This window comes from Verrucomicrobiia bacterium, from assembly GCA_023953615.1.
Classification (GTDB): domain Bacteria; phylum Verrucomicrobiota; class Verrucomicrobiia; order Limisphaerales; family JADLHS01; genus JADLHS01.
On sequence record JAMLJH010000001.1, the window covers coordinates 2,390,279 to 2,412,902 of the forward strand.

At 58.0% G+C, this 22,624-nt stretch carries 17 protein-coding genes; 9 read left to right on the forward strand and 8 right to left on the reverse strand.

Annotation, left to right across the window (positions count from 1 at the left end; all coding sequences use genetic code 11):
• Positions 1-166 precede the first annotated feature (166 nt).
• A complete protein-coding gene (gene allE, locus M9920_09995; protein ID MCO5052623.1) occupies positions 167-916 on the forward strand; it encodes a (S)-ureidoglycine aminohydrolase in 750 nt (249 codons plus the stop codon).
• Positions 917-997: 81 nt separating this feature from the next.
• Here the strand turns inward: allE and M9920_10000 are convergent, their stop codons facing one another.
• A complete protein-coding gene (locus M9920_10000; GenBank protein MCO5052624.1) occupies positions 998-1,756 on the reverse strand; it encodes a PEP-CTERM sorting domain-containing protein in 759 nt (252 codons plus the stop codon).
• A 279-nt stretch (positions 1,757-2,035) separates the two neighbouring features.
• Between M9920_10000 and M9920_10005 the strand changes: the two genes are divergently transcribed.
• Entirely contained in the window at positions 2,036-3,703 is a 1,668-nt protein-coding gene (locus M9920_10005; protein MCO5052625.1) for a site-specific DNA-methyltransferase, read from the forward strand.
• Here the strand turns inward: M9920_10005 and M9920_10010 are convergent.
• Complete coding sequence (locus M9920_10010; protein ID MCO5052626.1) at positions 3,689-4,078, reverse strand: hypothetical protein; 390 nt, start codon at positions 4,076-4,078, stop codon at positions 3,689-3,691. The genes M9920_10005 and M9920_10010 overlap by 15 nt on opposite strands.
• 245 nt (positions 4,079-4,323) lie before the next feature.
• On the opposite strand from M9920_10010, the gene M9920_10015 reads away from it, so the two are divergent.
• Positions 4,324-5,217 (forward strand): prepilin-type N-terminal cleavage/methylation domain-containing protein, encoded by an 894-nt coding sequence (locus tag M9920_10015; GenBank protein MCO5052627.1) that lies wholly within the window; start codon positions 4,324-4,326, stop codon positions 5,215-5,217.
• Positions 5,218-5,293: 76 nt separating this feature from the next.
• On the forward strand, positions 5,294-8,440 hold the full coding sequence (locus M9920_10020) for a hypothetical protein (protein ID MCO5052628.1): 3,147 nt from the start codon (positions 5,294-5,296) through the stop codon (positions 8,438-8,440).
• A gap of 69 nt (positions 8,441-8,509) precedes the next feature.
• Here the strand turns inward: M9920_10020 and M9920_10025 are convergent, their stop codons facing one another.
• The gene (locus M9920_10025) at positions 8,510-9,271 is read right to left on the reverse strand and encodes a Nif3-like dinuclear metal center hexameric protein (protein MCO5052629.1); all 762 of its coding nucleotides are present in this window, start codon (positions 9,269-9,271) and stop codon (positions 8,510-8,512) included.
• 104 nt (positions 9,272-9,375) lie between these two features.
• Between M9920_10025 and speA the strand changes: the two genes are divergently transcribed.
• Together speA and M9920_10035 are read left to right on the forward strand one after the other, a co-directional pair.
• On the forward strand, positions 9,376-11,316 hold the full coding sequence (gene speA / locus M9920_10030) for a biosynthetic arginine decarboxylase (GenBank protein MCO5052630.1): 1,941 nt from the start codon (positions 9,376-9,378) through the stop codon (positions 11,314-11,316).
• 82 nt (positions 11,317-11,398) lie between these two features.
• Entirely contained in the window at positions 11,399-12,082 is a 684-nt protein-coding gene (locus M9920_10035; protein ID MCO5052631.1) for a hypothetical protein, read from the forward strand.
• A gap of 291 nt (positions 12,083-12,373) precedes the next feature.
• Here M9920_10035 and mqnC read toward each other — a convergent pair whose 3' ends face one another.
• The 5 genes from mqnC to M9920_10060 form a co-directional block, all read right to left on the reverse strand.
• Positions 12,374-13,555, reverse strand: coding sequence for a dehypoxanthine futalosine cyclase (gene mqnC, locus M9920_10040; GenBank protein MCO5052632.1), 1,182 nt, complete (start codon positions 13,553-13,555; stop codon positions 12,374-12,376).
• A 50-nt stretch (positions 13,556-13,605) separates the two neighbouring features.
• Positions 13,606-15,309, reverse strand: coding sequence for a hypothetical protein (locus M9920_10045; GenBank protein MCO5052633.1), 1,704 nt, complete (start codon positions 15,307-15,309; stop codon positions 13,606-13,608).
• A complete protein-coding gene (locus M9920_10050) occupies positions 15,306-16,040 on the reverse strand; it encodes an ABC transporter ATP-binding protein (protein ID MCO5052634.1) in 735 nt (244 codons plus the stop codon). Before M9920_10050 ends, M9920_10045 begins: the two co-directional genes overlap by 4 nt.
• 115 nt (positions 16,041-16,155) lie before the next feature.
• Positions 16,156-17,301 (reverse strand): tRNA guanosine(34) transglycosylase Tgt, encoded by a 1,146-nt coding sequence (gene tgt / locus M9920_10055; GenBank protein MCO5052635.1) that lies wholly within the window; start codon positions 17,299-17,301, stop codon positions 16,156-16,158.
• Between the two features lie 67 nt (positions 17,302-17,368).
• Entirely contained in the window at positions 17,369-18,325 is a 957-nt protein-coding gene (locus M9920_10060; GenBank protein MCO5052636.1) for an ABC transporter ATP-binding protein, read from the reverse strand.
• A gap of 104 nt (positions 18,326-18,429) precedes the next feature.
• Between M9920_10060 and M9920_10065 the strand changes: the two genes are divergently transcribed.
• From M9920_10065 to M9920_10075, 3 genes are all read left to right on the forward strand, one after another.
• A complete protein-coding gene (locus tag M9920_10065; GenBank protein MCO5052637.1) occupies positions 18,430-19,665 on the forward strand; it encodes a hypothetical protein in 1,236 nt (411 codons plus the stop codon).
• Positions 19,666-19,792: 127 nt separating this feature from the next.
• On the forward strand, positions 19,793-21,970 hold the full coding sequence (locus M9920_10070) for a Zn-dependent oligopeptidase (protein ID MCO5052638.1): 2,178 nt from the start codon (positions 19,793-19,795) through the stop codon (positions 21,968-21,970).
• A 155-nt stretch (positions 21,971-22,125) separates the two neighbouring features.
• Complete coding sequence (locus tag M9920_10075) at positions 22,126-22,602, forward strand: PaaI family thioesterase (protein ID MCO5052639.1); 477 nt, start codon at positions 22,126-22,128, stop codon at positions 22,600-22,602.
• The last annotated feature ends 22 nt before the right edge of the window (positions 22,603-22,624 follow it).

Genomic DNA, 22,624 nt, shown 5'->3' on the forward strand with positions numbered 1-22,624 from the left:
TGAATTTTTGAATTTTCCCATCGCTCTTGCCGCCGCCGCTTCCTTATATTTCCAAGCTTGTTTTGGTCGCCGTGGCGGTGTCCGAAAGCTTTAAGTTGACCTGAAGAAAGGTTGAGGAAAGAACCGGCGATGAAGGGGAAGAGATCGTTAGCTGAAAGTGGGAATTATGACTGACTTGTTTGCAACAACCCGGACGGTGATTAAATCACGGTACGCGCTGCTGACCCCGGACAGCGCGGTGGCACGCCCCTTGCCCGGCTGGAAAGACGCCGCGTGTGTGGTGAGGGTTTCTCCCGCGCTGCTCGGGCCGCGCTTTACGCAATTGGAAGTCACCCTGGAACGCGAGCGAGTCGGGGAGGGCAACACCGGCGCGAATCAGTATTTTATCCAGGTGCTGGCCGGGACGGGAACGATTGATCTGACGCAAAAGCGCCACCGTTTGGAGCCGGGGAGCTTTGTCTATCTGCCGCCGGGCAGCGACTTGCTGCTGAAAAACAATCAAGCGTTACCGTTGAAACTGCTGATATTTCAAAAGCGGTATCTGGCGCTCAAAGCCGTGGCGGCGCCCGAACCTTTTCTCAGTCACGAACGTGAAATCAAAGGTGAACCCAAGCGTCGCAATGAGGCGGTTCAGATTCAGAAGTTGCTGCCCGATGCGCCGGCTTTCGATCTGGCGGTGAACCGGGTCACCTATTCACCGGGGGCGGTCATTCCCGCTGTTGAAAGCCACAGTGCGGAGCGCGGCATGTTAATGATTCACGGACAGGGTATTTGTCGGCTGGCCCAGGATTTTCATCCCGTGCAGGCGGGGGATGCGATCTGGCTGGGGGCTTACTCGCCGTATTGGTTTGCGCCACTCGGAAACGCGCCAGCGACCTGGCTGGTTTATCAGGAAGTTAATCGCGATCCGATGTGAGCGACGGTTTGGTGGACATGACAAAAAGGCCGGCTTTTTCAAGCCGGCCTTGGTTTCGTCAAGAGTTGGTTGCCGTTCTGATTACCGACGGGAGCGCCGCCAAGCGAGCAGGCCGCTCAATCCCAAACCCAACAAAGCTGCACTGGCCGGTTCGGGAACAACTTCCAGTTTGATGTTGTCCACCAAGAAGCTGCCACCAGCGGAGGAGACTCCGGAGGGACCGCCAAAACGCAGATCGGAAAAGACGCCGGTTGCATTCGCCCCCGATGAACTTAACAGTCCGTCCCACGTTCCATCCGCCCCAAGATCCCACCGGATATTCAGGGTGGTGGCTGCGAAAGTTGCTTCAAAGCGGATCCATTGTTCTTGGCCGGCACCCAAGCTGGTATAGCTTGCCAATTCAATCCAATTTTCGTTACCCGCGAAGTTTAAGATGCGCGCCGATAATCCGTTAGCCCCAGCCTGATTATAGAAGCCAATTTCGAACAACGGATCCGCTCCGGTGCGCAGACCGATGGTATTTCGCTGTCCGCCCGTACCTGAGAACCAGAGGTCGCCGGATAGCACCAAAGGCGCCGCATCAGTTGGCGTGACTGAAAAGGCCGGACCAGACCAAACATGGAAAGAGGCAGTGCCGTCGTGCGCGCCGGATGGAGCGCTCAAGCCGGCCTCGGTGTTCAAGGTGCCACCGGCACCACTGCCGCCGCCGCTCCAGTTGAGCAACATGGCGGTGGTATCCGCGTAATCGAAGGTTTCATTCACGAGCACTTGGGCCTGGCTGGAGAGCGACCACGCTCCGGTGCCGAGGATGGCAATTAGGGGAACAATTTTTAATTTCATAGGACCGTACTGTTTACTATTCGATAATAGGGCTGATGTAATTACTGACAGGATAGTTTATAGCGTTAATGCGGCGGCGATAAAACCCACATGAAGATGTATTTACAGCGAAATTCTGTACGGAAAAATGCGGATGCGCTCCCGGGAAGAATTTGCTTTGTGACGAGGTTTTAATTACAACTCGCCTCCGATAACGCGATATTACTCACGCGGCTCCCAATGGAAAATTCCAACAATTCAATCGCTCCGACCAGTTTGCCGCGAACTGATTCACCGGTCGTGCTGCTGGTTATTCGCCACGAAGTCGGATCGGTAGTGGTTGACGCAAAAAAGCGGCTGCAAACGGCTTTGGCGCGGTTGCCGGTTGGCGGTTGGCTGTGCCTCTATGGCGAGCCGGCCGATTTGCCGGGTTGGGCGGAGTTGCTACGCCGAGAGGAAACTTTAGCCAAACAGGTGTTATTCAAATACTGGATTGCGCTCGATTTGCATGACCGGGCGCGAACCGGCTTTTTGCAACCCACGCATCAAGGTTTGATTTTATTCACCAAACGCGATCCGGCCCGCCGAACGCCGCCGCCGTTCCGGCTTTACCCCAATGCCGCGCGAGTCCCGCACCGAACCTGCGCCGCCTGCGGTGAAAACGTCAAGGACTGGGGCGGCAAAAAGCATTTGCTTAATCCACTCGGCACCGCGCCCTCCGACGTGTGGCGGGATTTGCCAAGACGCAAGCTTTCGAAAACTGAAGTGCCTGCGGAAGTTGGGGAGCGGATCGCCCGACTGGCCGGCGTATCGCTGGAGGACATTCAACTGATGCTGACGCCGGAAACGAAAGCGGAAAAGCCGGCCGAAAAAGCAAAGGTTCCACCCATCGAGTTGACGTCGAGTCGCAGCCGCAATTTCGCGGAACTGAAACAGATCGAACCTGATCGGATTTACGAAGGCGATTGTCTCGCGTTGCTCAACCGCACTGCGGTTTTATATCCGAATGGCCGGTTTGATCTGGCCTTTGCCGATCCACCCTACAATCTGGAAAAGCGTTATGGTCGCTGGGACGACGCGCTGGCGGAGGAAAAGTATCTTGCGTGGTGTGAGAGTTGGTTGGGAGGAATGGCCGCGGCCTTGAAACCCGGTGGGAGCTTGTTAGTGCTCAATCTGCCCAAGTGGGCGACGCATCACGCCGCCTTCTTGCAGCGCTTTCTGGATTTTCGCCATTGGATCGTCTGGGATGCGCTATCTGATCCGCGAGGGAAATTGATGCCCGCGCACTATGCGTTGCTTTGGTTCACGAAACCCGGTGGCAAACCGGTCTGCAACTATGCGCCGTTGGGGCGAGCGGCGACGGTCGGCGAGGTTGTGCCCCCGGACGCGCCGCGGTATTGTTTGCGCGCCAAGTGTATTCGCCAACGCAAAGCGCGCGGTGACGATGCCAAGGTGGAGTTGTCGGATATCTGGTTCGATGTGCATCGGATCAGACACAAACGCGATCGTGATGCGCATCCCTGCCAATTACCCGAGAAATTGATGGAGCGCATCATCAAGCTCGCTTCGCGTCCGGGCGACCTGGTGTACGATCCGTTTGGTGGCGCGGGCACGACGGCGATTGCCGCGCTGAAATTAGGACGCCAATTTGTGTTGAGTGAGTTGGATCGCGATTACGTGCGGATCGCCAATGAGAAACTTGCGGCGTTGCGCAAACATGCCGACCTCTTCGGCGAATTCAACGTGCCGCGACCGTCCACGACGCGTTCGCGCTCTGATCTCACCAAAAAGGAAGTCGAGTCTTACCTCCAACAACTGGCGCAGCGTTTGGAACGCCTGCCCACGGAAGCCGATGTGCTGGCGGATCGTCCGGGTTTGTTGACCGAAATAGACCGGATGTATCCGAATCGCGGCGCCGCTTTCAAGCGCGCCAAGGTGGGATTGGCGGCCAATTTACTTTCCCGGTAAGCACCAGTCGAGCGCGATGGCCGCGATGGACAATACGAAGATTGCGAGATAGTTCCAATCTTCCTGGGAGGCGCGCACGGATTTCAGGAGATACAGCGCCGCTTCGCGTTCCGCCGGTGCCAAAGCCACTCCATCGCGGATTTTCTCGATGACCTTGAAGTGAGTGATGACCCGTTTGCGCCGTTGGGAAATGTAATACCGATAGAGAAAGAACAGCAGGTAACCGAGTACGCCGAAGTACCAGACCGGCCGCACCCAACGCGGCTCGTATTTTTGGAGCAGAATGATGGCGCGGAAGGCCACGCTGGACATGAGGCCGAGCAGGAAGAAGCCAATGATGACCGGGCGCGGAATAATTTTCGGAGCGGTAAACATATTCTGTCGTCACTTCGTAGAAAACCGCGCGCGCTTTCGCAAGCGGGAAACGCCCCGTCGGATCAGGTGGATTCGACATGATTATGTAATGACAGATTAGTTTGATTTGCTTGCATTATTGGGAAATCCGATTAAACAGTAGCCGCGTCCATCATCAAGTCAGGCCCGGTCCGGCAGCTTGAAGCGAAAAACGGTGGAGTAAAACCTGAATGCGGAAGGAATTGATTGAGCAAAAAACGATGCCCATGACGCCATATCGAAAGCCGAAGGCTCATCCCGCCCTGAAGATTCAGTCGGGATGCAGCGGGTTCACGTTGATTGAACTCCTGGTGGTCATCGCGATCATTGCGATTTTGGCGGCCATGTTGTTGCCCGCGCTTTCCCGGGCCAAGCTCAAGGCGCAAGGCGTGCAGTGCATGAACAACCACCGGCAGTTGAGCCTCGCTTGGCGCATGTACTCGGAGGACAACAATGACACGTTGCTTTACGCGAGTGCGGATGTGGGTAATCTGAACAATCCCGCGCATCCGTCCTGGGCCGCCACCTGGGTGACTGGCAAGATGGATTTTAACTCCGGCAACGCCTCCAACTACGATCCCAACGTGGACATTTACAAAAGTCCGATGTGGCCTTATTGCGGCAAGAACCTCGGGATCTGGCGGTGTCCATCGGATCGGGCGGGCGTCACCGTGTCAGGCCAGTTCCGCCCGCGGATTCGGACGATGGCCATGAACGCGTTCGTAGGCGGTTTTGGTGGAAAAGCCATCACGACGGGAAACATGACTCCCTACCGGGTGTATCTGAAATTCAGCGAGCTGTCGGTGCCGGGAGCCAGCCAGATTTTTATTTTCCTCGATGGTCGCGAGGACATGATTAACTGGGGAAATTATTTGCAGAATATGGCGGGCTACCGTCCGACGACCCCGGCGGCGTACGGCTGGGTGGACATGCCGGGTTGGTACCACGGGAACGCGGGTGGTCTCTCATTTGCGGACGGGCACTCCGAAATTCATCGTTGGCGGGATGGGCGCACCAGCACCCCCATCAAGAGCACGGGTTACGATGGGAGCAGTGTGACCCCGGCGACAAACAGCGTGGACGTTGCCTGGATGCAGGATCACTCCACCCGGCCCAGATGATCGAACCGCACCGGCCACCGCGAATTTCTCCACTCAAACTTTTAATCGCAAACCTGAACCAAAAACAAACATTCCTATGAACTCAATAAATACACAGCGGGTCGCCGTGGGCGCAGCGCTTGGATTGCTCATGTGCTTGGCGCCGTCGGCGTTACAAGCCACACCGTACGCATGCGATGTTACGAACAACGCGGGCATTGTCTCGTTTCGATTGAATGAAGCTGCGGACAACGTCAAGATCGTTCATGGCGCCACCTCGATTGATCTCGGGGCGGGGGTCAAAGGTCTGACCGTCACCGATCTCACCGCCAATTTCACGGATAGTGGAGTCATCAAGGTGGAGGTCACGCGTTCCGCTTCGGCTGGCTACACCCAATCGAGTGCTGACGATTACCAGGACCCCAGCGGGTACTACGTGAACAAGTTTTACTACCCGCGCTCGATTACCGTGAACAAGTACCCGTCCAGTCCCACTTTCGGGCGAATCTACGTTGCCAACACTTCGCCCGGGACGACGACTACCTCGGGCGTATCGCGGTACACCGGGCGAGGTATATTCATGCTCAACTCCGACGATTCTGCCGCGTTGGATACGGGGGATAATCCTAGAACCGCCGGGCTCAACTGGGACAACGGCGGCGCCGCTTCGCCTTATCGGCTCCGCGTCAATAATGACGACAACAATCTTTACATTGCCGATTACTCGGATTCACAGGGAGGTCTTTGGTACACGGATCTGGATGTCAGTAGCGAGAACCCCGCTGGCAACGTGCTGGACGTCATCGGGGATGCTGGGGCCACCACCGGCGGGAATCATGGCAGCGTCGCCATGATGTGGGTGGAGGGCGCCATCACGGCCAATAACCTAACGGTGTGGTCCATGGATGAAGATCTGCTTCCGGCCAACTCGTTTTGGCGCTATGACATCGGTTCGGGGCCACTGCCTTCTACGGTTAGTCCGGTGAAGCTTAGTCAGGCCACGTCCAACAACGCCAACAACACGGGAAACATGGTGCGCGGCGGCGAGCATAATTATTTCTACCTCTCCATTAACCGTTCAGCGGGAACTGACGCGGCAACGTTACGCGTCTTCGACGAGGACGGAACACTGGTTTGGGACTCGTTGGCGGCAAGCCTCGAGACTGGCGCGAGCGCCGATCTATTGCGGAATTCGACTTCCATTGATCTTTCCTATGACGGCAAAACGCTTGCGTTACTGGGCGGTGCGGCCATTGGCGGGGTCAGGACCATTCAACTTACCAACGGCATCCCGGATTTCTCGACGCTGGCGACCGTTTTTGCGGTACCTGCTACAGACAGCGAACGAGACATTGCTTTTGATGCCGCCGGCAATCTCTACGTGGTCAGCAATCCCGCCGAATTCCTTCGTATCTTTTCCAGAGGCGGAACGACTGTTGCCACCACGGGAACGGATGGGACCTTTGATCTCACGGTACCTCAAACTGAGATCAACCTCGCGACCAGCAGCAATGGAAACGAAGCCGGCCCCGTCAATGGAGGGTTTACGCTGACTCGCACGGGCAATACGGCCGATCCCTTGACCGTTAATTACACCGTGACGGGCACGGCGACCAGCGGCACGGACTACGTTGCGTTACCGGGGTCGGTGACGTTTCAGGCGGGCGAAGTTTCGACCGTTATTCCGGTAGTGGTAACGGATGATTCCGAGGCTGAATTTACCGAGACGGTCGTCCTGACCATTGATGGCAGTCTGGACTACGCCATCGGCAACGGTTCAGCCACCGTCAGTATCCTTGACGACGAACCCGCCACCATCTCGATTGCTCCGGTTGGCGAAATGCGTCTGTTGGAAGGTTATTCCGCCCAAAAACTCGGCTTCACGCTCTCGCGCAAGGGCCTCATCAGTTCGGCTTTGAGCATCAATATCAGTTACTCTGGGACGGCCGCCAACGGCGTGGATTACAATGCGCCCGCCAGTGTTGCTCTCGCCGCCGAGGCCGCGACCGCCACGTTTTACGTCACGCCGATTGACGACGACACCTACGAGGGTGATGAAACGCTGAACCTCACTGTTGGCAGTGGCAGTTATACGGTGGGAACTCCGTCCGTCGCCAACGTGACCGTCATTGACGACGATTATCCGGCGGGCACCGTGCTTTTCGCGGACAACTTCGACACCGATTCCTCGGCGCTCTGGGCGGTCAACGCTTTCGACGCAGCCAATGCCACGGCGACGTTTGCGGAGGATTACAGCGTTACCGGTTATGTCCCGCCGTCCAAACCCGGCGGCACGACCAAAGGTCTGGTGTTCCGGGCCAATCTCGGCCCCAGCCTCAACGCAAACGCCATCAGCGCTTCGCCGCTAGGTCTCGATCTTACCGGTGATTACCGGCTGCGCTTTAAGGCGTGGAATAATTACAATGGCCCGATTGCTGGCGGCGGCTCCGGCTCCACCTACCACCTGACCGCCGGCGTCGGCACCACCGGCGACCACGCACAATTTTCCGGGGGCAACTCGGACGGCATCTGGTTCGACATGAACGGTGACGGCGAGTCCACGACGGCGTTTGGCGACACCAGCGCTTACGCAGACAATTTTGTGCTGCTGGGTGAGTCCGGTGTTTATGCTGCCGGCAGCACCGAAGCCGAAACGCCGCGCTCTTCCGGCAATGAATACTACTCCATTTGGGGCGGCATTCAGGCTCCGGCAGCGCAGATCGCCGCCTACCCAGTGCAGGCGGGTACCACTGACGTCGGCTCGTTCGGCGTTTCCTGGCACACCGTGGTCATTGGCCACGAAACCAACACCGTGTATTGGGTGATAGACGGCATCTTGATCGCCAGTGTTCCGGACAGTTCCACAACTCTCGGGCCGAACCTTTTCGTTGGTTGGGCGGATAACTTCAACAACAGCGCAACTTCGTACCCGAATCCGGCGGAAATGAGCTTTGGCATCATTGACGATCTCCGCGTCGAGACGATTGCGGCTGCGCCCATCGAGATTCATATCACGGGCATCGCCCTCGTGGGCGGCAATGTGGAAATCACCTTCACCGCGCCGGCGGACCTTTCGACCAGCCAGCTCCGTTTGCAAGGAGCGGTAACGGTGGATGGCAGTTACAACACGGATAATTCCGCAAATATCAGCCAAACCGGGCCGGGAGTGTTCAAGGCCACCACCACGCTGAGCGGTGCGAGTCACTTCTACCGCATCATGCAGCAAACGGTTTTCGCGGAATAGTTTGGTTTGGGTGGTGGTTGGGAAGACCGGTGCTTGCCACGGCAGGCGCCGGTTTTCTTTTACCTGGTTTTAGAGTCCCGTGGGGTGATCCAAAAAGACCCACGGCAGGTGAAACTTCCTGGCCAACTGTGCCGCCAGCGCTTTGACGCCGAATGTTTCCGTGGCGTAATGGCCGGCGTAAAACACGTTCAATCCAAGTTCCTCGGCCAGGGCATAAGTCCAGTGCGGCCCTTCGCCGGTGATGAACGTGTCCACTCCCGCCGTCGCCGCCAGTTTGAGTTCTGATCCCGCGCCGCCCGTGACGATGCCAATGCGCCGACAAATTTCCGGTCCGCCTGGAATGCAAAGTGGTTGGTGGCCGGTGGCGGTTGCCAATCGTGCCGTGAGCGTTTCGCGCGGCACTGCGGCTGTCGTTTGCAAACCGATGTATTGTCCGTGGCTGGGGAAGAACGGCACGCCCGTTTTGAAGCCCAAAGCGCGGGCCAGTTGGGCGTTATTCCCGAGGCGCGGATGTAAATCCAGCGGCAGGTGCGAACTGTAAACCGCCAGATCCTGCGTCAGGAGCGACTGGAGCAGTTCGTATTTTTTACCGGTCCACGGGTGGGACGCTGACCAAAACAGTCCGTGATGCACGAGCAGCAAATCCGCTTGGGCCGCCCGCGCCAGTTTCACCGTGGCGAGACTGGCATCCACCGCGGCGGCGATGCGGCTGACGCTGCCGGAATTTTCCACCTGCAATCCGTTGACCGCGCCGGCGTAGTCGCCGACTTCCACCGTGCGCAATAAGCGGTCGCAGTAGCGGACCAGCGTGGCGAGTGATGTTTTTGCCATGAGGGAATGAAAGCAGTCCGGCGCGCGCGAGGAAAACTTTTTCGCGTAAGCATGATTGCTTTCTGGCGGCGAGTTTTTATAGTGCGCTCGTTGAATCGTACGAGATGAACCATTCTTCTGAAGCGGCGGCGCCTTGGAGCACCGCCACGGCACGCAACCTGTACCACATTCCCCGCTGGGGCGCAGGCTATTTTGATATTAACGACGAAGGTCACGTGATCGTCAAACCGTTGCAGGAAGCGGGGGCGACGGTGGACATCACTGATGTGATTGAGGAGGCGAAAGGCCGCGGACTGAAGTTTCCGTTGCTGATCCGGTTTCAGGACATCCTGCGGCACCGTGTGGAAGCCATCAACCGGGCGTTCCAAAACTCCATTCGCGAATTCAAGTATCGCGGCAAATTTCGCGGCGTGTTCCCGATCAAGGTGAACCAGTTGCGCGAGGTGGTGGAGGAAATCCTGGATGCGGGCAAGCCATACGAGTTCGGGTTGGAGGTGGGCAGCAAACCCGAATTGTTCGCCGGGCTGGCGATGCAAAATCATCCCGGTTGTCTGGTCATTTGCAACGGTTACAAGGACGCCGAATTTATTCGCATGGCGTTGATCGGCATCAAGCTGGGCACCAAGGTCATCATGGTGGTGGAGAAGCTCGAGGAGTTGCTGCACATCATCACCATTTCCAAGCAGGTCGGCGTGGAGCCGTTGATTGGCATCCGGGCGCGGCTGTTGAGCAAGGGCGCGGGCAAGTGGGCCGAGAGCGGTGGCGAGAACGCCAAATTTGGTCTCAGCACGGTGGAGCTGATCACCGCCACGGAAATGCTCAAGGCGGAAAACCTCGGCCATTGTTTGAAGTTGCTGCACTTTCATATCGGTTCGCAGGTGCCGGATATTTTGACCGTCAAGAAGGCCGTGCAGGAGGCAACGCGCTTTTACGCCAAGCTCTACAAGATGGGTTTTGCCATCGAGTTCATGGACGTGGGCGGCGGTCTGGGCGTGGATTACGACGGCAGCCGCAGCGCGTTTGATTCTTCCACGAACTATTCGTTGCAGGAATACACCAACGACATCGTGTATTACCTGGGCGACGTGTGCGACGCCGAGCAGGTGCCGCATCCAAACGTCATCAGCGAGAGCGGGCGCGCGATTGTCGCGCATCACAGCGTGTTGATCGTGGAGGTATTTGGCGCCATCAAAAAAATCCGCAACGGCGTGAAGTTTGAATATGGCGATGACGATCACGCGCTGGTGAAGAAATTGTGCGCCATCCGCGAAAACCTGTCCCGCCTGAACAAACTGGAGGCGTTTCACGACGCGCAGGAACGGCGGGACGATGCGCAGCAGTTGTTCACGCTGGGACATCTGGACCTGCCGGATAAGGCCAAGATCGAGCATCTCTACTGGGAAATCAGCGCGGCGGTGGTGGACAGCTTCAAAGGCCAGTCGTACGTGCCGGAGGAAATCCGCAAACTCGAAGACAGTCTGGCCGACCAATACCTCTGCAATTTTTCCGTGTTCCAATCCCTGCTGGACCATTGGGCGTTTGGCCAGTTGTTTCCCATCATGCCGGTGGCGCGGCTGAACGAGCGTCCCACCCGCGAAGCCACGTTGGTGGACATCACCTGTGATTCGGATGGCGAGGTGAATCAATTCATCAATCTGGGCAACGTGCGCGACACGCTGCCGCTGCACGAGCTGCACTTGAACGGCATCGGCCCCGCCGAACCGTACCGGCTCGGTTTTTTCATGATGGGCGCGTATCAGGATATCATGGGGGATTTGCACAACTTGTTTGGGCGGGTCAATGAAGTGCACGTCTTCCTCGAACCGGATGAGCCTACGGGGTATTACATTGAGGAAATCATTGAGGGCAACACCATCATGCACTCGTTGGCCGCCGTGCAATACGACGAGAACGAGTTGAAGCGCCAGATGAAGGCGCAGGTGGACGAGGCCATCAAATCGGATCGCCTCAAACCCAACGAAGCCATGCGCCTGCTCGACGATTATGAGCGCGGCCTGAAAGGCTACACTTATCTCTCCTTTTGATGGTGGATCGAGACCTCTGCTCGTCGGAACTCAGGCGCGCGCTTGTTTCCCCGGTCGGAATCCGTAATTTCTCCGGGTGACGATGGCGGATGCTTCTCCCGATCCCGAATTATGGCGCGCGCTCGGTAAACTGGTGCGCGGTCTCTCGGCGTTGTTTTGGGGCTTGCCCGCCGCGTTGCTGGTCGGCGTCGGCACGGCGCTGCTGGGCTGGTTCAACGCTTTGAGCATTGTACCCGGATTGGTCACCACCGGTTTGCTGCTCTACGGCTTGTGGCAGTTTGGCGCGTTCCAACGGCAGGAACGCCCCTGGCGCCGCGCGCTGGATCGCACCCGCCTGATGGCGTTGATCAATTTTGGTCTCAGTCCGTTTTTGTATTGGTGGCGCCAGATGCCCGCCAACCTGTTTTTTTCGCTGGTGGCTGGATTGATCTGCGTGACCGGTTTGCTGTTCCTGTTCAACTTGAATCTGGTTATTGCACGATTAGGCGAAATGTTGCCTGACGAAACTTTGCGGCAGGAAACCCGGCAGTTTACGTGGCTCAACCGGATTCTGCTGGTGGGATTGATCGGTCTGGCTGCCGTGTTCATTTTTCTCGTGCGAATGCCGCAGTTGCCGGAGTTTTGGCTGGGAATTTTGGCCCGTCTGCAACGCGCTAGTCAGTCCGCGCTGCTGCTCCTGGTGCTGCTGCCCGTTTCACTGACCATGGCCCTGCTCTGGAAAACGAAAGAGGTCATTCTGGACAGCGTGTTTCATCGGCACGACTGAATCCGTGGGAGCAAATGGGGAGCGGCGCAACCTGGGGCTTTTTAAGTATTTCTATAGCCGCCGACATGACGCAGCGGCCTGCCAACCTCAAGCCAAGCGTTGGAGTCAAACGGACGACCGTCCTTGGTTCGGAACGAGCACCGGCGCGGCCGCAGTCCAAAACCTCGCGGATAGGGGCAACATTCCCCATCCGGACCCCACCTTCATTGGGTTGCACTCGTTCGGTGCCACGGCTACAACTTTAATTAAACCGCTATAGGTGCGAAATCGAGTTTGTGCGCCGGCCTCCGTTCAATTTAGCAATTGATACCAGTTGTTGCGCTGGCGCGGTTCGTAACCCAGGTCCCTGGCGAGCCGGTGCATGTCGGCCACGGTCATGTGGAAAGTCGCCCCCGCCTGGCTCACTACGTTTTCCTCGATCATGATGCTGCCGAGATCGTTCGCGCCAAATTTCAACGCGATCTGTCCGATCTCGCGCCCCTGCGTGACCCACGAGCTTTGCACGTTCTCGAAGTTGTCCAGGTAAATGCGGGCCAGCGCCTGCGTGCGCAGATACTCGTGCGCGCCGACGGTCGGGGCGCGCAGCTTGGTGTGCTCCGCTTGAAACGTCCAGCCGATGAACGCAGTAAAATGACCAGTTGGATTTCCCCTCGCCGGGCCTTCGGCCACCCTCTCCCCATCCGATGGGGGGAGGGTAGGGGTGAGGGGTTTTCGGGCGTAACTTAACGACTTGTCCTGTTGCGCGCGCAGGCGTTCCAAATGTTCAATCCGGTCCGCATGCGTTTCCACATGACCGAACATCATCGTGGCGCTCGAATAAAGTCCAAGCCGATGCGCCACGTCCATCACTTCGAGCCAGTCGTCCGTCATGGCTTTGCGCGGGGAAATGCGTTGGCGCACCCGGTCCACGAGGATTTCCCCGCCGCCGCCCGGAATGGAGCCGAGGCCAGCCGCTTTGAAATCGCCTATGATTTTTTCCAGCGGCTCGTTGAACACCTCGCGGAAATGGATGAACTCGCTCGGGCTGAAACCGTGAATGTTGAAATGTGGATACTTGCTTTTCACATGCGCGAGCAAATCCAGATACCATTGTTTGGTCAGCTTGGGATGATGCCCGCCCTGCAACAACATCTGCTCGCCGCCTTGCGCGATGGTCTCCTCGATTTTGCGATCCAACTCGTCCCGGGTGATCACGTAGGCGTCCGGCGCTTTTTCCGTGCGATAAAACGCGCAGAATTTGCAATAGACATTGCAGATGTTCGTGTAATTGATATTGCGATCTATGTGGTAGGTGACGATCTCATTGCCGCGTCCGCCGTAGGCGGATTGCTTGGCGAGTTGTCGGCGCCGATCCGCCAGCGCGGCCAGTTCTTCCAACGGCAAATGGTACAGGCGTTCCGCTTCACTGGCATTGATCCGCTGGCCATCCCAGACTTTCTGCAACAAATCGTCAAGTGACGCGTCGTAAATCACACGGGCAACTTAACCAGCACAGCGCAAGGAAACAAGTGTGCGTGCAGCCGCTAAACCCCTTCGCGCGGCAGGTTCATGATGTCGAATTTATTGGCGTTGTAGAACCGGCCGTACAGCCGCCAGAATCCCCAGGCCGCCAGCAGCGCGCCCAACCCGAGTCCGAAGGAAAGCACGGGAGTGGTGATCCGGACGCAGGCCACCGCCAGCCCGGCAAAGACCGCACCAACAGATAGAAACATCCCGATCAGCGCAATTGCGTGTAGGCGGAATCGCGAGGAATCATTCGTCCCGGCGCTGAACGCCATGGCGATGATAGGCCCGCGCGCGGCGGCAAGCAGCAGCGCGGCTTTGCATCCCATGATGACCCCCATGGCCCATCCCAGTCCGGTCAGGTGGGCGATCGCTCCGCCGCAAATCGCCAGGTATCCCAGCAGGCCTGGAAGTTGCACGAGCGTGTATTTGAACAACACCCGCGATAGTTCGCGATAACCCACGGGATAAACCGTGTGCAGTTGAAGGTTTACCCCGCTGCAGAAGATCGGACTGAACGCTCGTCCCTTTGCGTAGAAAACGTCGAATCCGCGAAAGACCGTGATTAGAATTGTTCCCAACCAAGCCCAGGTTTGAAACGCGGGATTGATTTGACCCAACGCGGTGGCCGTCACTCCGCCGATGATAAGGTGCAGATAAATTTTCTTCCATCGCCGCGTGATCCGGACGGTCTTGGGAAAGGCGAGTTCCGCGAGGTTTCTTTCATGGTCAGTCAACCAGCGCCACCACCACACTTCAAACCAGCCGGTGATGGATGCGGTTGCCGGCGTGAGAAATTCGCGTGTCGCCACGTACTCCGCAATGGTCGTTACGCCCACCCGTCCGGAGACGTTATTTACCTCGGTTGACTCCGAACCGGATCCATGCGGAAGCACATCCGCCGCCTCTGGTTCGAGCGGCTCGGCGAATTCGTAGGTTGCGGCAAGTTGCCGGACGGTGTGACGCAATGTCCAAATCAAACCGAGGCTGGGAATCAGGAACAAGAGTTCGCGTGGCGAGCCGTCAGGAGCGACTGCCCGCAGCAGTGCCAACGGCCAGGTGGTGGGCAACAGCAGGTTCAGCGTGTCGGCGCTGCGTTCCAAAAGAGCCAGCAGAGGCGCACCCACAAAGGAGTGACACACCAGGATGATTATCCCAATCCAATAAGTGAGGGTTGCCATCATGCCGTAGGGCAGTGAGGAACAGTGCCGTAGCGCCAAGCCAACGAGCGCCAGTGTGATCAACCACGCCAGCGCCACAGCGGGAATCAAGACCAACCCTTTAACCGCAGGCCATTCGAGCCAGAACATCAAGGTGCCCAACATCGCGGCCAAGTCCACCAGCAACCAGAGCGAATGTCGTAGATATCGGCCGAGCTGACGGCGGAAGATCGTTTGCGTCTCCAGTGGCAGCAGCGATAACGCCGGCAGGTCGGGTGACGCATACAGGTGTTGGGCGAGGGACAACACTTGGTAAACGATCATGACGCCAGGCCAGATTCCAACGAAAGCCAGGGCCGGGGCCAGATGGCCGCTTTTACTGGCAATGCTGAAGGTCGCGCCGGCCGCGATGACGGATAGCAGTAATCGAAAGAGAGAGCGGGCTTGATAGTGGCGGGAGCGGCGACCGCGCCGTGCCTGACGTTTCAACTCCGGCGAGCGCCGGATGGTGTGTTGAATCCGGCGCCGCAAGCGGCGTTCGAAGGCTGGCGAGTGCAGTTTCATTCAGCTTCGTTGCGCAACCGACGGAACATTTCCTCCAACACATTTGCCTTGTCGCTGGCCAATTCCCGCAGCCGCGTCATGGTGTCGAACGCGTGAATTTCGCCCTCGTGAATCACGCAGACGCGATCACTGAACCGCTCGGCCACATCCAGCAATTGTGTCGAATATAGAATGGTGCGCCCGCGCGCCGTTGCCGCCCGGGCGTGGCGTTTGAAGGCGTCAATGCCGTGCGGGTCCATGCCCGAGGCAAATGGTTCATCCAACAGCCACACCTCGCGATCCGCCGCCAACAACGCCACCAAACCCGCCTTGTAGGCTTGTCCGCGCGACAGGGTTTGCACCGGCCGCAAGGCCAGCGGCAGCAGATCGAACTCGCGCAACAATTCCAGCACGCGATCTTCCGCGTTGTTTCCGTCCGCCTCGTAAAGGCGCAGAATGATGGCCAGATTGCGCAACACGGTTTGATCCCAGAATAAAAACGGAAAATCGGGCAGCACGAAAAAGCGCCGGCGCAAATCCAACCGGTCGCGCCGGAACTCCTGATCGTCAAAGTAGATCTGGCCTGAATCCGGCGCGGCGATACCGGCCAGACAGCGCAGCAGCGTGGTTTTGCCCGCGCCGTTCGGGCCGAGCAAACTGATGATTTGCCCGGGGGCAATTTCCAGGGACACCCGGCTCAACGCGTGAATGGAGCGATACGATTTACTGACCGCACGCAGTTCAATTTTCATGGGGTTTGCGTTTCCGTAACATTCTGGGAAATGGCGGGAATTTCCCGGCGGGTCAATGTTTAATTGAGACACTTCCGGCGATCCCGCTCAATGGAGGCGCGCGGGATCCGCCGCCTCAACGCTCCAATTGGGTCATTTCTCGTTGCGAGAGGATTTTCTGTGACGGTACGTAGTTCGCAATGAATTCGCGTTGAAATGTCGCAAAGGTTCCCGCCGCCAGGGCCGCCCGGATGTCCGCCATCAATTTCACGTAAAGGTGGGTGTTGTGCAGGCTGACCATGCGCAGTCCCAGAATCTCGTTCACGTTCAGCAAATGTCGCAGATAGGCACGGGTGAAATGACGGCAGGCGAAACAATCGCAACCGGCTTCGATGGGGCGGAAGTCCGCCTTGTACGCGCCACCTTTCAAACCGAACTGACCCTGCCGCGTGAAGGCGGTGCCGTTACGCGCCACCCGGGTCGGCAATACACAATCAAACATGTCCACCCCGCGCGCCACCAGTTCCACCAGTTGCGCCGGAGTGCCCAGCCCCATGGCGTAACGCGCTTTGTGTGCGGGCAGATGCGGTTCGGCCAGTTCCACGGCCTTCATCATTTCCGGCTCGGGTTCACCCACGCTCACGCCGCCGATGGCGTAGCCGTCGAAGTCCAGCGCGACGATGGCTTTTGCGCATTGCTCGCGCAGCTCGGGATTGATGCCGCCCTGACAGATGCCGAAGACCAACTGTCCCGGAGCGCGCGGTTGGGCGCGACATTCCCGGGACCATTGAATGGTGCGCTCGACGGCTTTGCGTTGTTCGCGCGCCGGAGCGTTGTGTGCGGGACATTCGTCAAAAACCATGGCGATGTCCGAGCCGAGCGTGCGTTGGATTTCCATGGATTCTTTCGGTCCAAGAAACAACGACGAACCATCCAAGTGCGAACGAAACTCGACACCGTGCGTCTTGATCTTGCGAATTTTCGCCAGGCTGAACACTTGAAATCCGCCGCTGTCCGTGAGGATGGGTTTTGGCCAGTTGATAAATTGATGCAAGCCGCCCGCCGCACGGATGATGTCCATGCCGGGGCGGATGTTGAGATGATACGTGTTGCCGAGGATGATTTGCGTGCCCATCTCGTTGAGTTCGCGCGGATCGAGCGCCTTCACGCTGCCCTGCGTGCCCACGGACATGAACACCGGCGTGTCCACCGCGCCATGCGCGGTGGTTAATCGGCCCAGCCGCGCTTTGGAATGTGGATCAGTTTTCAGCAGTTCAAACATGGCAATGACGGTTTTAGCGGAAGGGCGACGAAATGAAAACATTTACCGTTGGTTAACCCAGCTCCGTTCAGACCTTGAGCCAACAGCGCACCCAATGCCCCGGCCCGACTTCGCGCAGTTCTGGCGCGGTTTGGCGGCACTCGTCTTTGGCAATTGGACAACGCGGCGCGAAGCGGCAGCCGGCGGGGAAATGGCCGATGCGCGGCACCTGACCGGGAATCGCGCTTAAACGACGGGAATGCTCGCCCAAACGCGGCACGCTCGCCATCAACGCTTGCGTGTAGGGATGGCGCGGACGTTGCAACAATTCCCGCGTGGGCGCGCTTTCCACAACTTGTCCGGCGTACATCACGACGACGCGATCCGCGATGTCGCCGACGATGCCGAGATTGTGCGTGATCAAGAGCATCGCCATGCCCAGTTGCTGCTTGAGCGAACGTAGCAATTCCAGAATTTGCGCCTGAATCGTCACGTCCAGCGCGGTGGTCGGCTCATCGGCGACCAGCAATTGCGGTTCGCTGGCCAATGCCATCGCGATCATCACGCGCTGCTGCATGCCGCCGGATAGTTCGAACGGATAGCTTTTGATGCGCTGCTCCGGCGCCGCAATTCCAACGCGCTGTAACAGATGAATAACCTCCGCGTCCGTGGCGTGCGGCGGCCGGTGCAACTTCAACATCTCCTTGATCTGCGTGCCGATGCGAAAGACGGGATTCAGCGACGCGCCCGGTTCTTGAAAGACGTAACTCACCACGCCGCCCCGGATGGCGCGCAATTCCTCCGGTGTCATCTTCAACACGTCGCGGCCCTTGAGCCAAATTTCGCCGCCGGCATAGCGGGCGGGCGGCGCGGGGACGAGGCGGGCGATGGATTGCGCGGTGACGCTCTTGCCGCAACCGCTTTCGCCGACGAGACAGACGGTTTCGCCCGCCGCGAGCGCCAGCGAGACGCCGTCCACGGCGCGGGCGGCGCCGTCATGCGTGACGAAGTCGAGTTGCAGGTTTTTGATTTCGAGCAGAGTCATGGTTGACGCCGCGCCGATTATGGAGTGTTCTAGCGTCGTTTGCAAAATGCGTTGGTGAACATCTGCATGCGTAGATTGCTGACCAACCAGACCACGTTACGGCCATGAAACAAATCTCGTTGCTTTGGGTGTTGGTGATTCTGACCTACGCCAGCCGGACGGCCGCTCATTACAGGATTCCAGAAACGGAAAAAGTGCCGATCCAGCGTTTGTTCACCAACCTCCAGCAACGACTCAAGGCAAACACAAATGACGTTGAACTCACCTACCAGCTTGCGCGTTTGTACTCGATGGCTTACGCGACCAATCTGACGCAGGTCGTGGTGGTGAAAGAATCCAGCTATCCAGACGAATGGCAAACCCGGTTTTCCGGTTTGCCGAAAACCGTGCAAGAATTCCAATCGCCCGAGGCCCGGACTGTTGGTTTGGCGCATCTGACCAATGCGGTCGTTTTTTACGAACACGCTTTGACCTTGCTCAAGACCGCCACCAACGCTGCTCCGTGGCGCATTGTGCGAGCGGAGTTGGGAAAAGCCTGGTGTCTCGATCAGTTGGGACAAAGGGATCAAGCCCTGACGGCTTACCGAAAAGCGTTGCAAACCGCCTGGCACATGGAGGTCACGGGTGATTTCGACTTCAAGGAGTGGGTTGCCGATGCGTGGTCTGATGTCAAAGCCGGACGCAACCCGATCCGAAGCCACAATCGCGGCTCCATCATCATGGTGGGAGAATGTTATTGCGAGGAGATCATCGGCTATATGAAGAAGTTGCTGGATCCGACCAAGGACGCCAGGGAACTCGCCGGGTTGCAGGAGAAGGAAAAGAGGTTAAAGCAAATAGGCCGGGCCATCACGCCGATTCTTGTGCCGCTGGAAGCTGAAACTTCGTTCGCGGAGTTGGTGAATCCAACCGCCGGCGTGGAGTTTGATCTGGATGGCAGCGGGCTGAAACGGAAATGGGGCTGGATCACTCCGAAAGCGGCTTGGCTGGTTTATGACTCGGATGGCAGCGGACAAATCACGTCGGCTTTACAGATGTTCGGGAACGTCACCTTCTGGATTTTTTGGCAGGATGGCTATGCGGCGCTCGCGGCGCTGGATGATAACCACGACGGGATGCTCACCGGCCCTGAACTGGAGCATCTCGCGCTCTGGCAGGACGGGAACAATAATGGGGTGAGCGACCCCGGGGAGGTGCTGCCGCTGGCGCATTATGGAATCACGGGAATCCAGACGACGGGCCGGGTCTTCAACACGACAACGAAGTGGAATAGTCACGGTGTCACGCTCAAGGACGGCACCACCCGCCCGACGTATGACTGGTCCGCACCGCTGAATTGACGCGGTTTGCGGCTGGACGGCTGGTGCCCCGCCTTGACCCCGCAGCGTGTTAAGTTTGCTTGCGCGCCACTGTCACGCGAAGAATTGTCATCTGGCGACGGAACCGCGGCGCGCGCAAGAACTTGGCTTGAAGAAACGAGCCGGCGCGGCTAGTGTGCGCCGCATGTTTGTCAAGCAATTGAGCTGGCTGGCCCTCGCGGGCTTTGTCGCTTCTTGCGCCACCAAGGAGCTTGGCCACAACCCGGAAGTTGCATCGAAAGTGAAGACATTGACCGATTTTCAACAGGCAGGAAAACCTTTCCACAACCGGCTGCGCCTGCCCGGATTCGAAATTACGCCCGAGGCCATCGCGCAGACCGTCTCGCGCACCAGGGCCGAGGCGGATGCGGCGTTGGATCGCATCGGCCAACTGGCGCCCGACGCGGTTAGTTTCAACAACACCGTACGCGCACTGGATGCGAGCGGCGCGATCGTCAACGAGAATCTCAACCGGCTTTATCTCATCAAGGAAACCAGTCCGGTGGCGGCCATTCGCGACGCCGCGACCGAGGCGGTGAAGCAGTTGCAGGAATGGGCGGTGGGTTTGGATTATCGCGAGGATGTTTATCGCGCCGTGAAAGCCTACGCCGATACGCAGCCGAAACTGGCGGGCGAGGAGGCGAAATTGCTGACCGAAACCATGCGCGATTATCGCCGCGCCGGATTGCATCTGCCCAAGGTTCAGCGAGATGAAGTGGAGCGACTGCGCAAGGAACTCACCGCCGTCAGCACGGATTTCGACAGTCACATTACCGACGCGCAAAAGACGCTGCGGTTCACCCGGGCCGAACTGGAGGGCGCGCCGGAAAGTTTATTGACCGCGGCTGGCGTCAAAACCGGTCCGGACGAATACAGCCTCAAGGTGAATGTGACCTGGCAGGCACTCGCGGTGTTGGAACATGTGAAAAGTGAGGCGGTGCGGCAACAGGTGGTTACGGAACAGGCGCGGTTGGCGCGCGCGGAGAACGCCCCGCTCGTCGGTAAAATTTTGTCGTTGCGCCACGAGATCGCCACGAAGCTTGGTTATGCGAACTGGGCCGATTACCAGCTCGAAGTCAAGATGGCGCAGAACGGTCGCACGGCCATCGCGTTCGAGGAGCGGCTTCGCGACGGACTGCAGGCGAAATTTGAAAGTGAACTGGCTCAATTTCAGCAGTTGAAAACGGCTGAAACCGGCGATGCGGATGCGCGCGTTCAACTCTGGGACTGGCGCTATTACGCGGAGCAGTTGCGCAAAACGCAATACAACGTGGACAGCGAACAGTTGCGTAACTTCTTTCCGCTGCAACGCACGTTGGACGGGATGTTCACCATTTACCAACGGATTTTCGGATTGAAGTTTGCGCGCGTCACCGCGCCGTACCGTTGGGTGGATGACCTGCAACTTTGGGCGGTAAGTGATGCGCAGTCCGACGAGCCGCTTGGCTTCTTTTATCTCGATTTGTTTCCGCGCGAAGGCAAATACCACCACTTCGCCGTGTTCCCGTTGATTAGCGGCCACCGCACCGCCAACGGTGACAATCAACGTCCGGTGGTGGCCATGGTCTGCAATTTCACCCCGCCTACCGGCGACAAACCGTCGCTGCTGGATCACGGTTCGGTGGAAACGCTGTTTCACGAGTTCGGTCATGTGATGCACGAATTGTTGACGCGCGCCACCTTCGCGCGCTTTGCCGGGGCCAATGTGCCGCGCGATTTTGTCGAAGCGCCCTCACAAATGCTGGAGAACTGGGTCTGGGACCGGCGCGTGCTGGATAGCTTCGCCGCCGACTATCGTGATCCTTCTCGCAAAATTCCATCCGACATTCTGGATCAATTGAAAGCCGCCAAATACGCGACTTATGCCTGTCACTATCGGCGCCAGCTTTCCTTCGGATTGATGGATTTGATGTTGCACACGCGGATCACCGATCAAAATTCAAGCGAAGCTCTGCCGCTCGCCAACCGGGTGCTCAGCGACACGTTTTTACCCGTGCCGCCAGACACGGATTTCATCTGCTACTTCGGCCACTTCACCGGTTACGACGCCGGGTACTACGGTTACGCCTGGGCGGATGCAATCGCGGCGGACATGGCGACGGTTTTTGAAACAGCCCCGGACGGTTATTTCGACGTGGCGGCGGGACGCAAGATGCGCACGGAGATTTACGCCACCGGCGATTCACGCGACGTGAACGTGAGCATCGAAAAATTCCTCGGTCGCCCGCGCTCCATTGAGCCGTTCCTCAAGAAAATCGGCGCTCAGGTGAAGGGAAGGGAAAATTAACCACGGATGAACACGGATAAACACGGATGGGGAAAAAATGCCGAAGCTCGAATGTCGGATGACGAAACCGCCGCGCGGGATTTAATTCGGATTTCGGCATTCGTCATTCCGCTTATCCGTGTCCATCTGTGTTCATCCGTGGTTGAAAAATCGAGATGAAAGAACTGCCGCACACCCATTCGTGCTTTGTATGCGGCGAAGCCAATCCGCACGGACTCAAATTACGCTTCCACACCGATGGTCAAAAGGTGACGACGCGCTTCCGTCCCGGGCCGACGCATGTGGGTTTCAAAGGCGTGGTTCACGGTGGCTTGGCGGCGACCGTGTTGGATGAAATCATGGTGTGGGCGTGCGTCGTCGCGACCAAACAATTCGCCTATTGCGCCGAATTAACCGTGCGTTACCGCAAACCACTTCAACCGGATCAGGTGGTGCGGGTCACCGCCGAGCTGACGGGCAATCGCAAAGGGCGACTCTTCGAAGCGCGCGCCATCATTCTGGACGAGGCGGGCAATGCGCTTGTGGAAGCCACCGGTAAATACATGCCCATCGCCGCCGCCGCTTTGGCGCCGATGCAAGCGGATTTGGTGGGTGATCGGCGGATGATTGAACATTCCCGTGAAACCGCCTGAAGCACTCCCGCTGAACGACGGC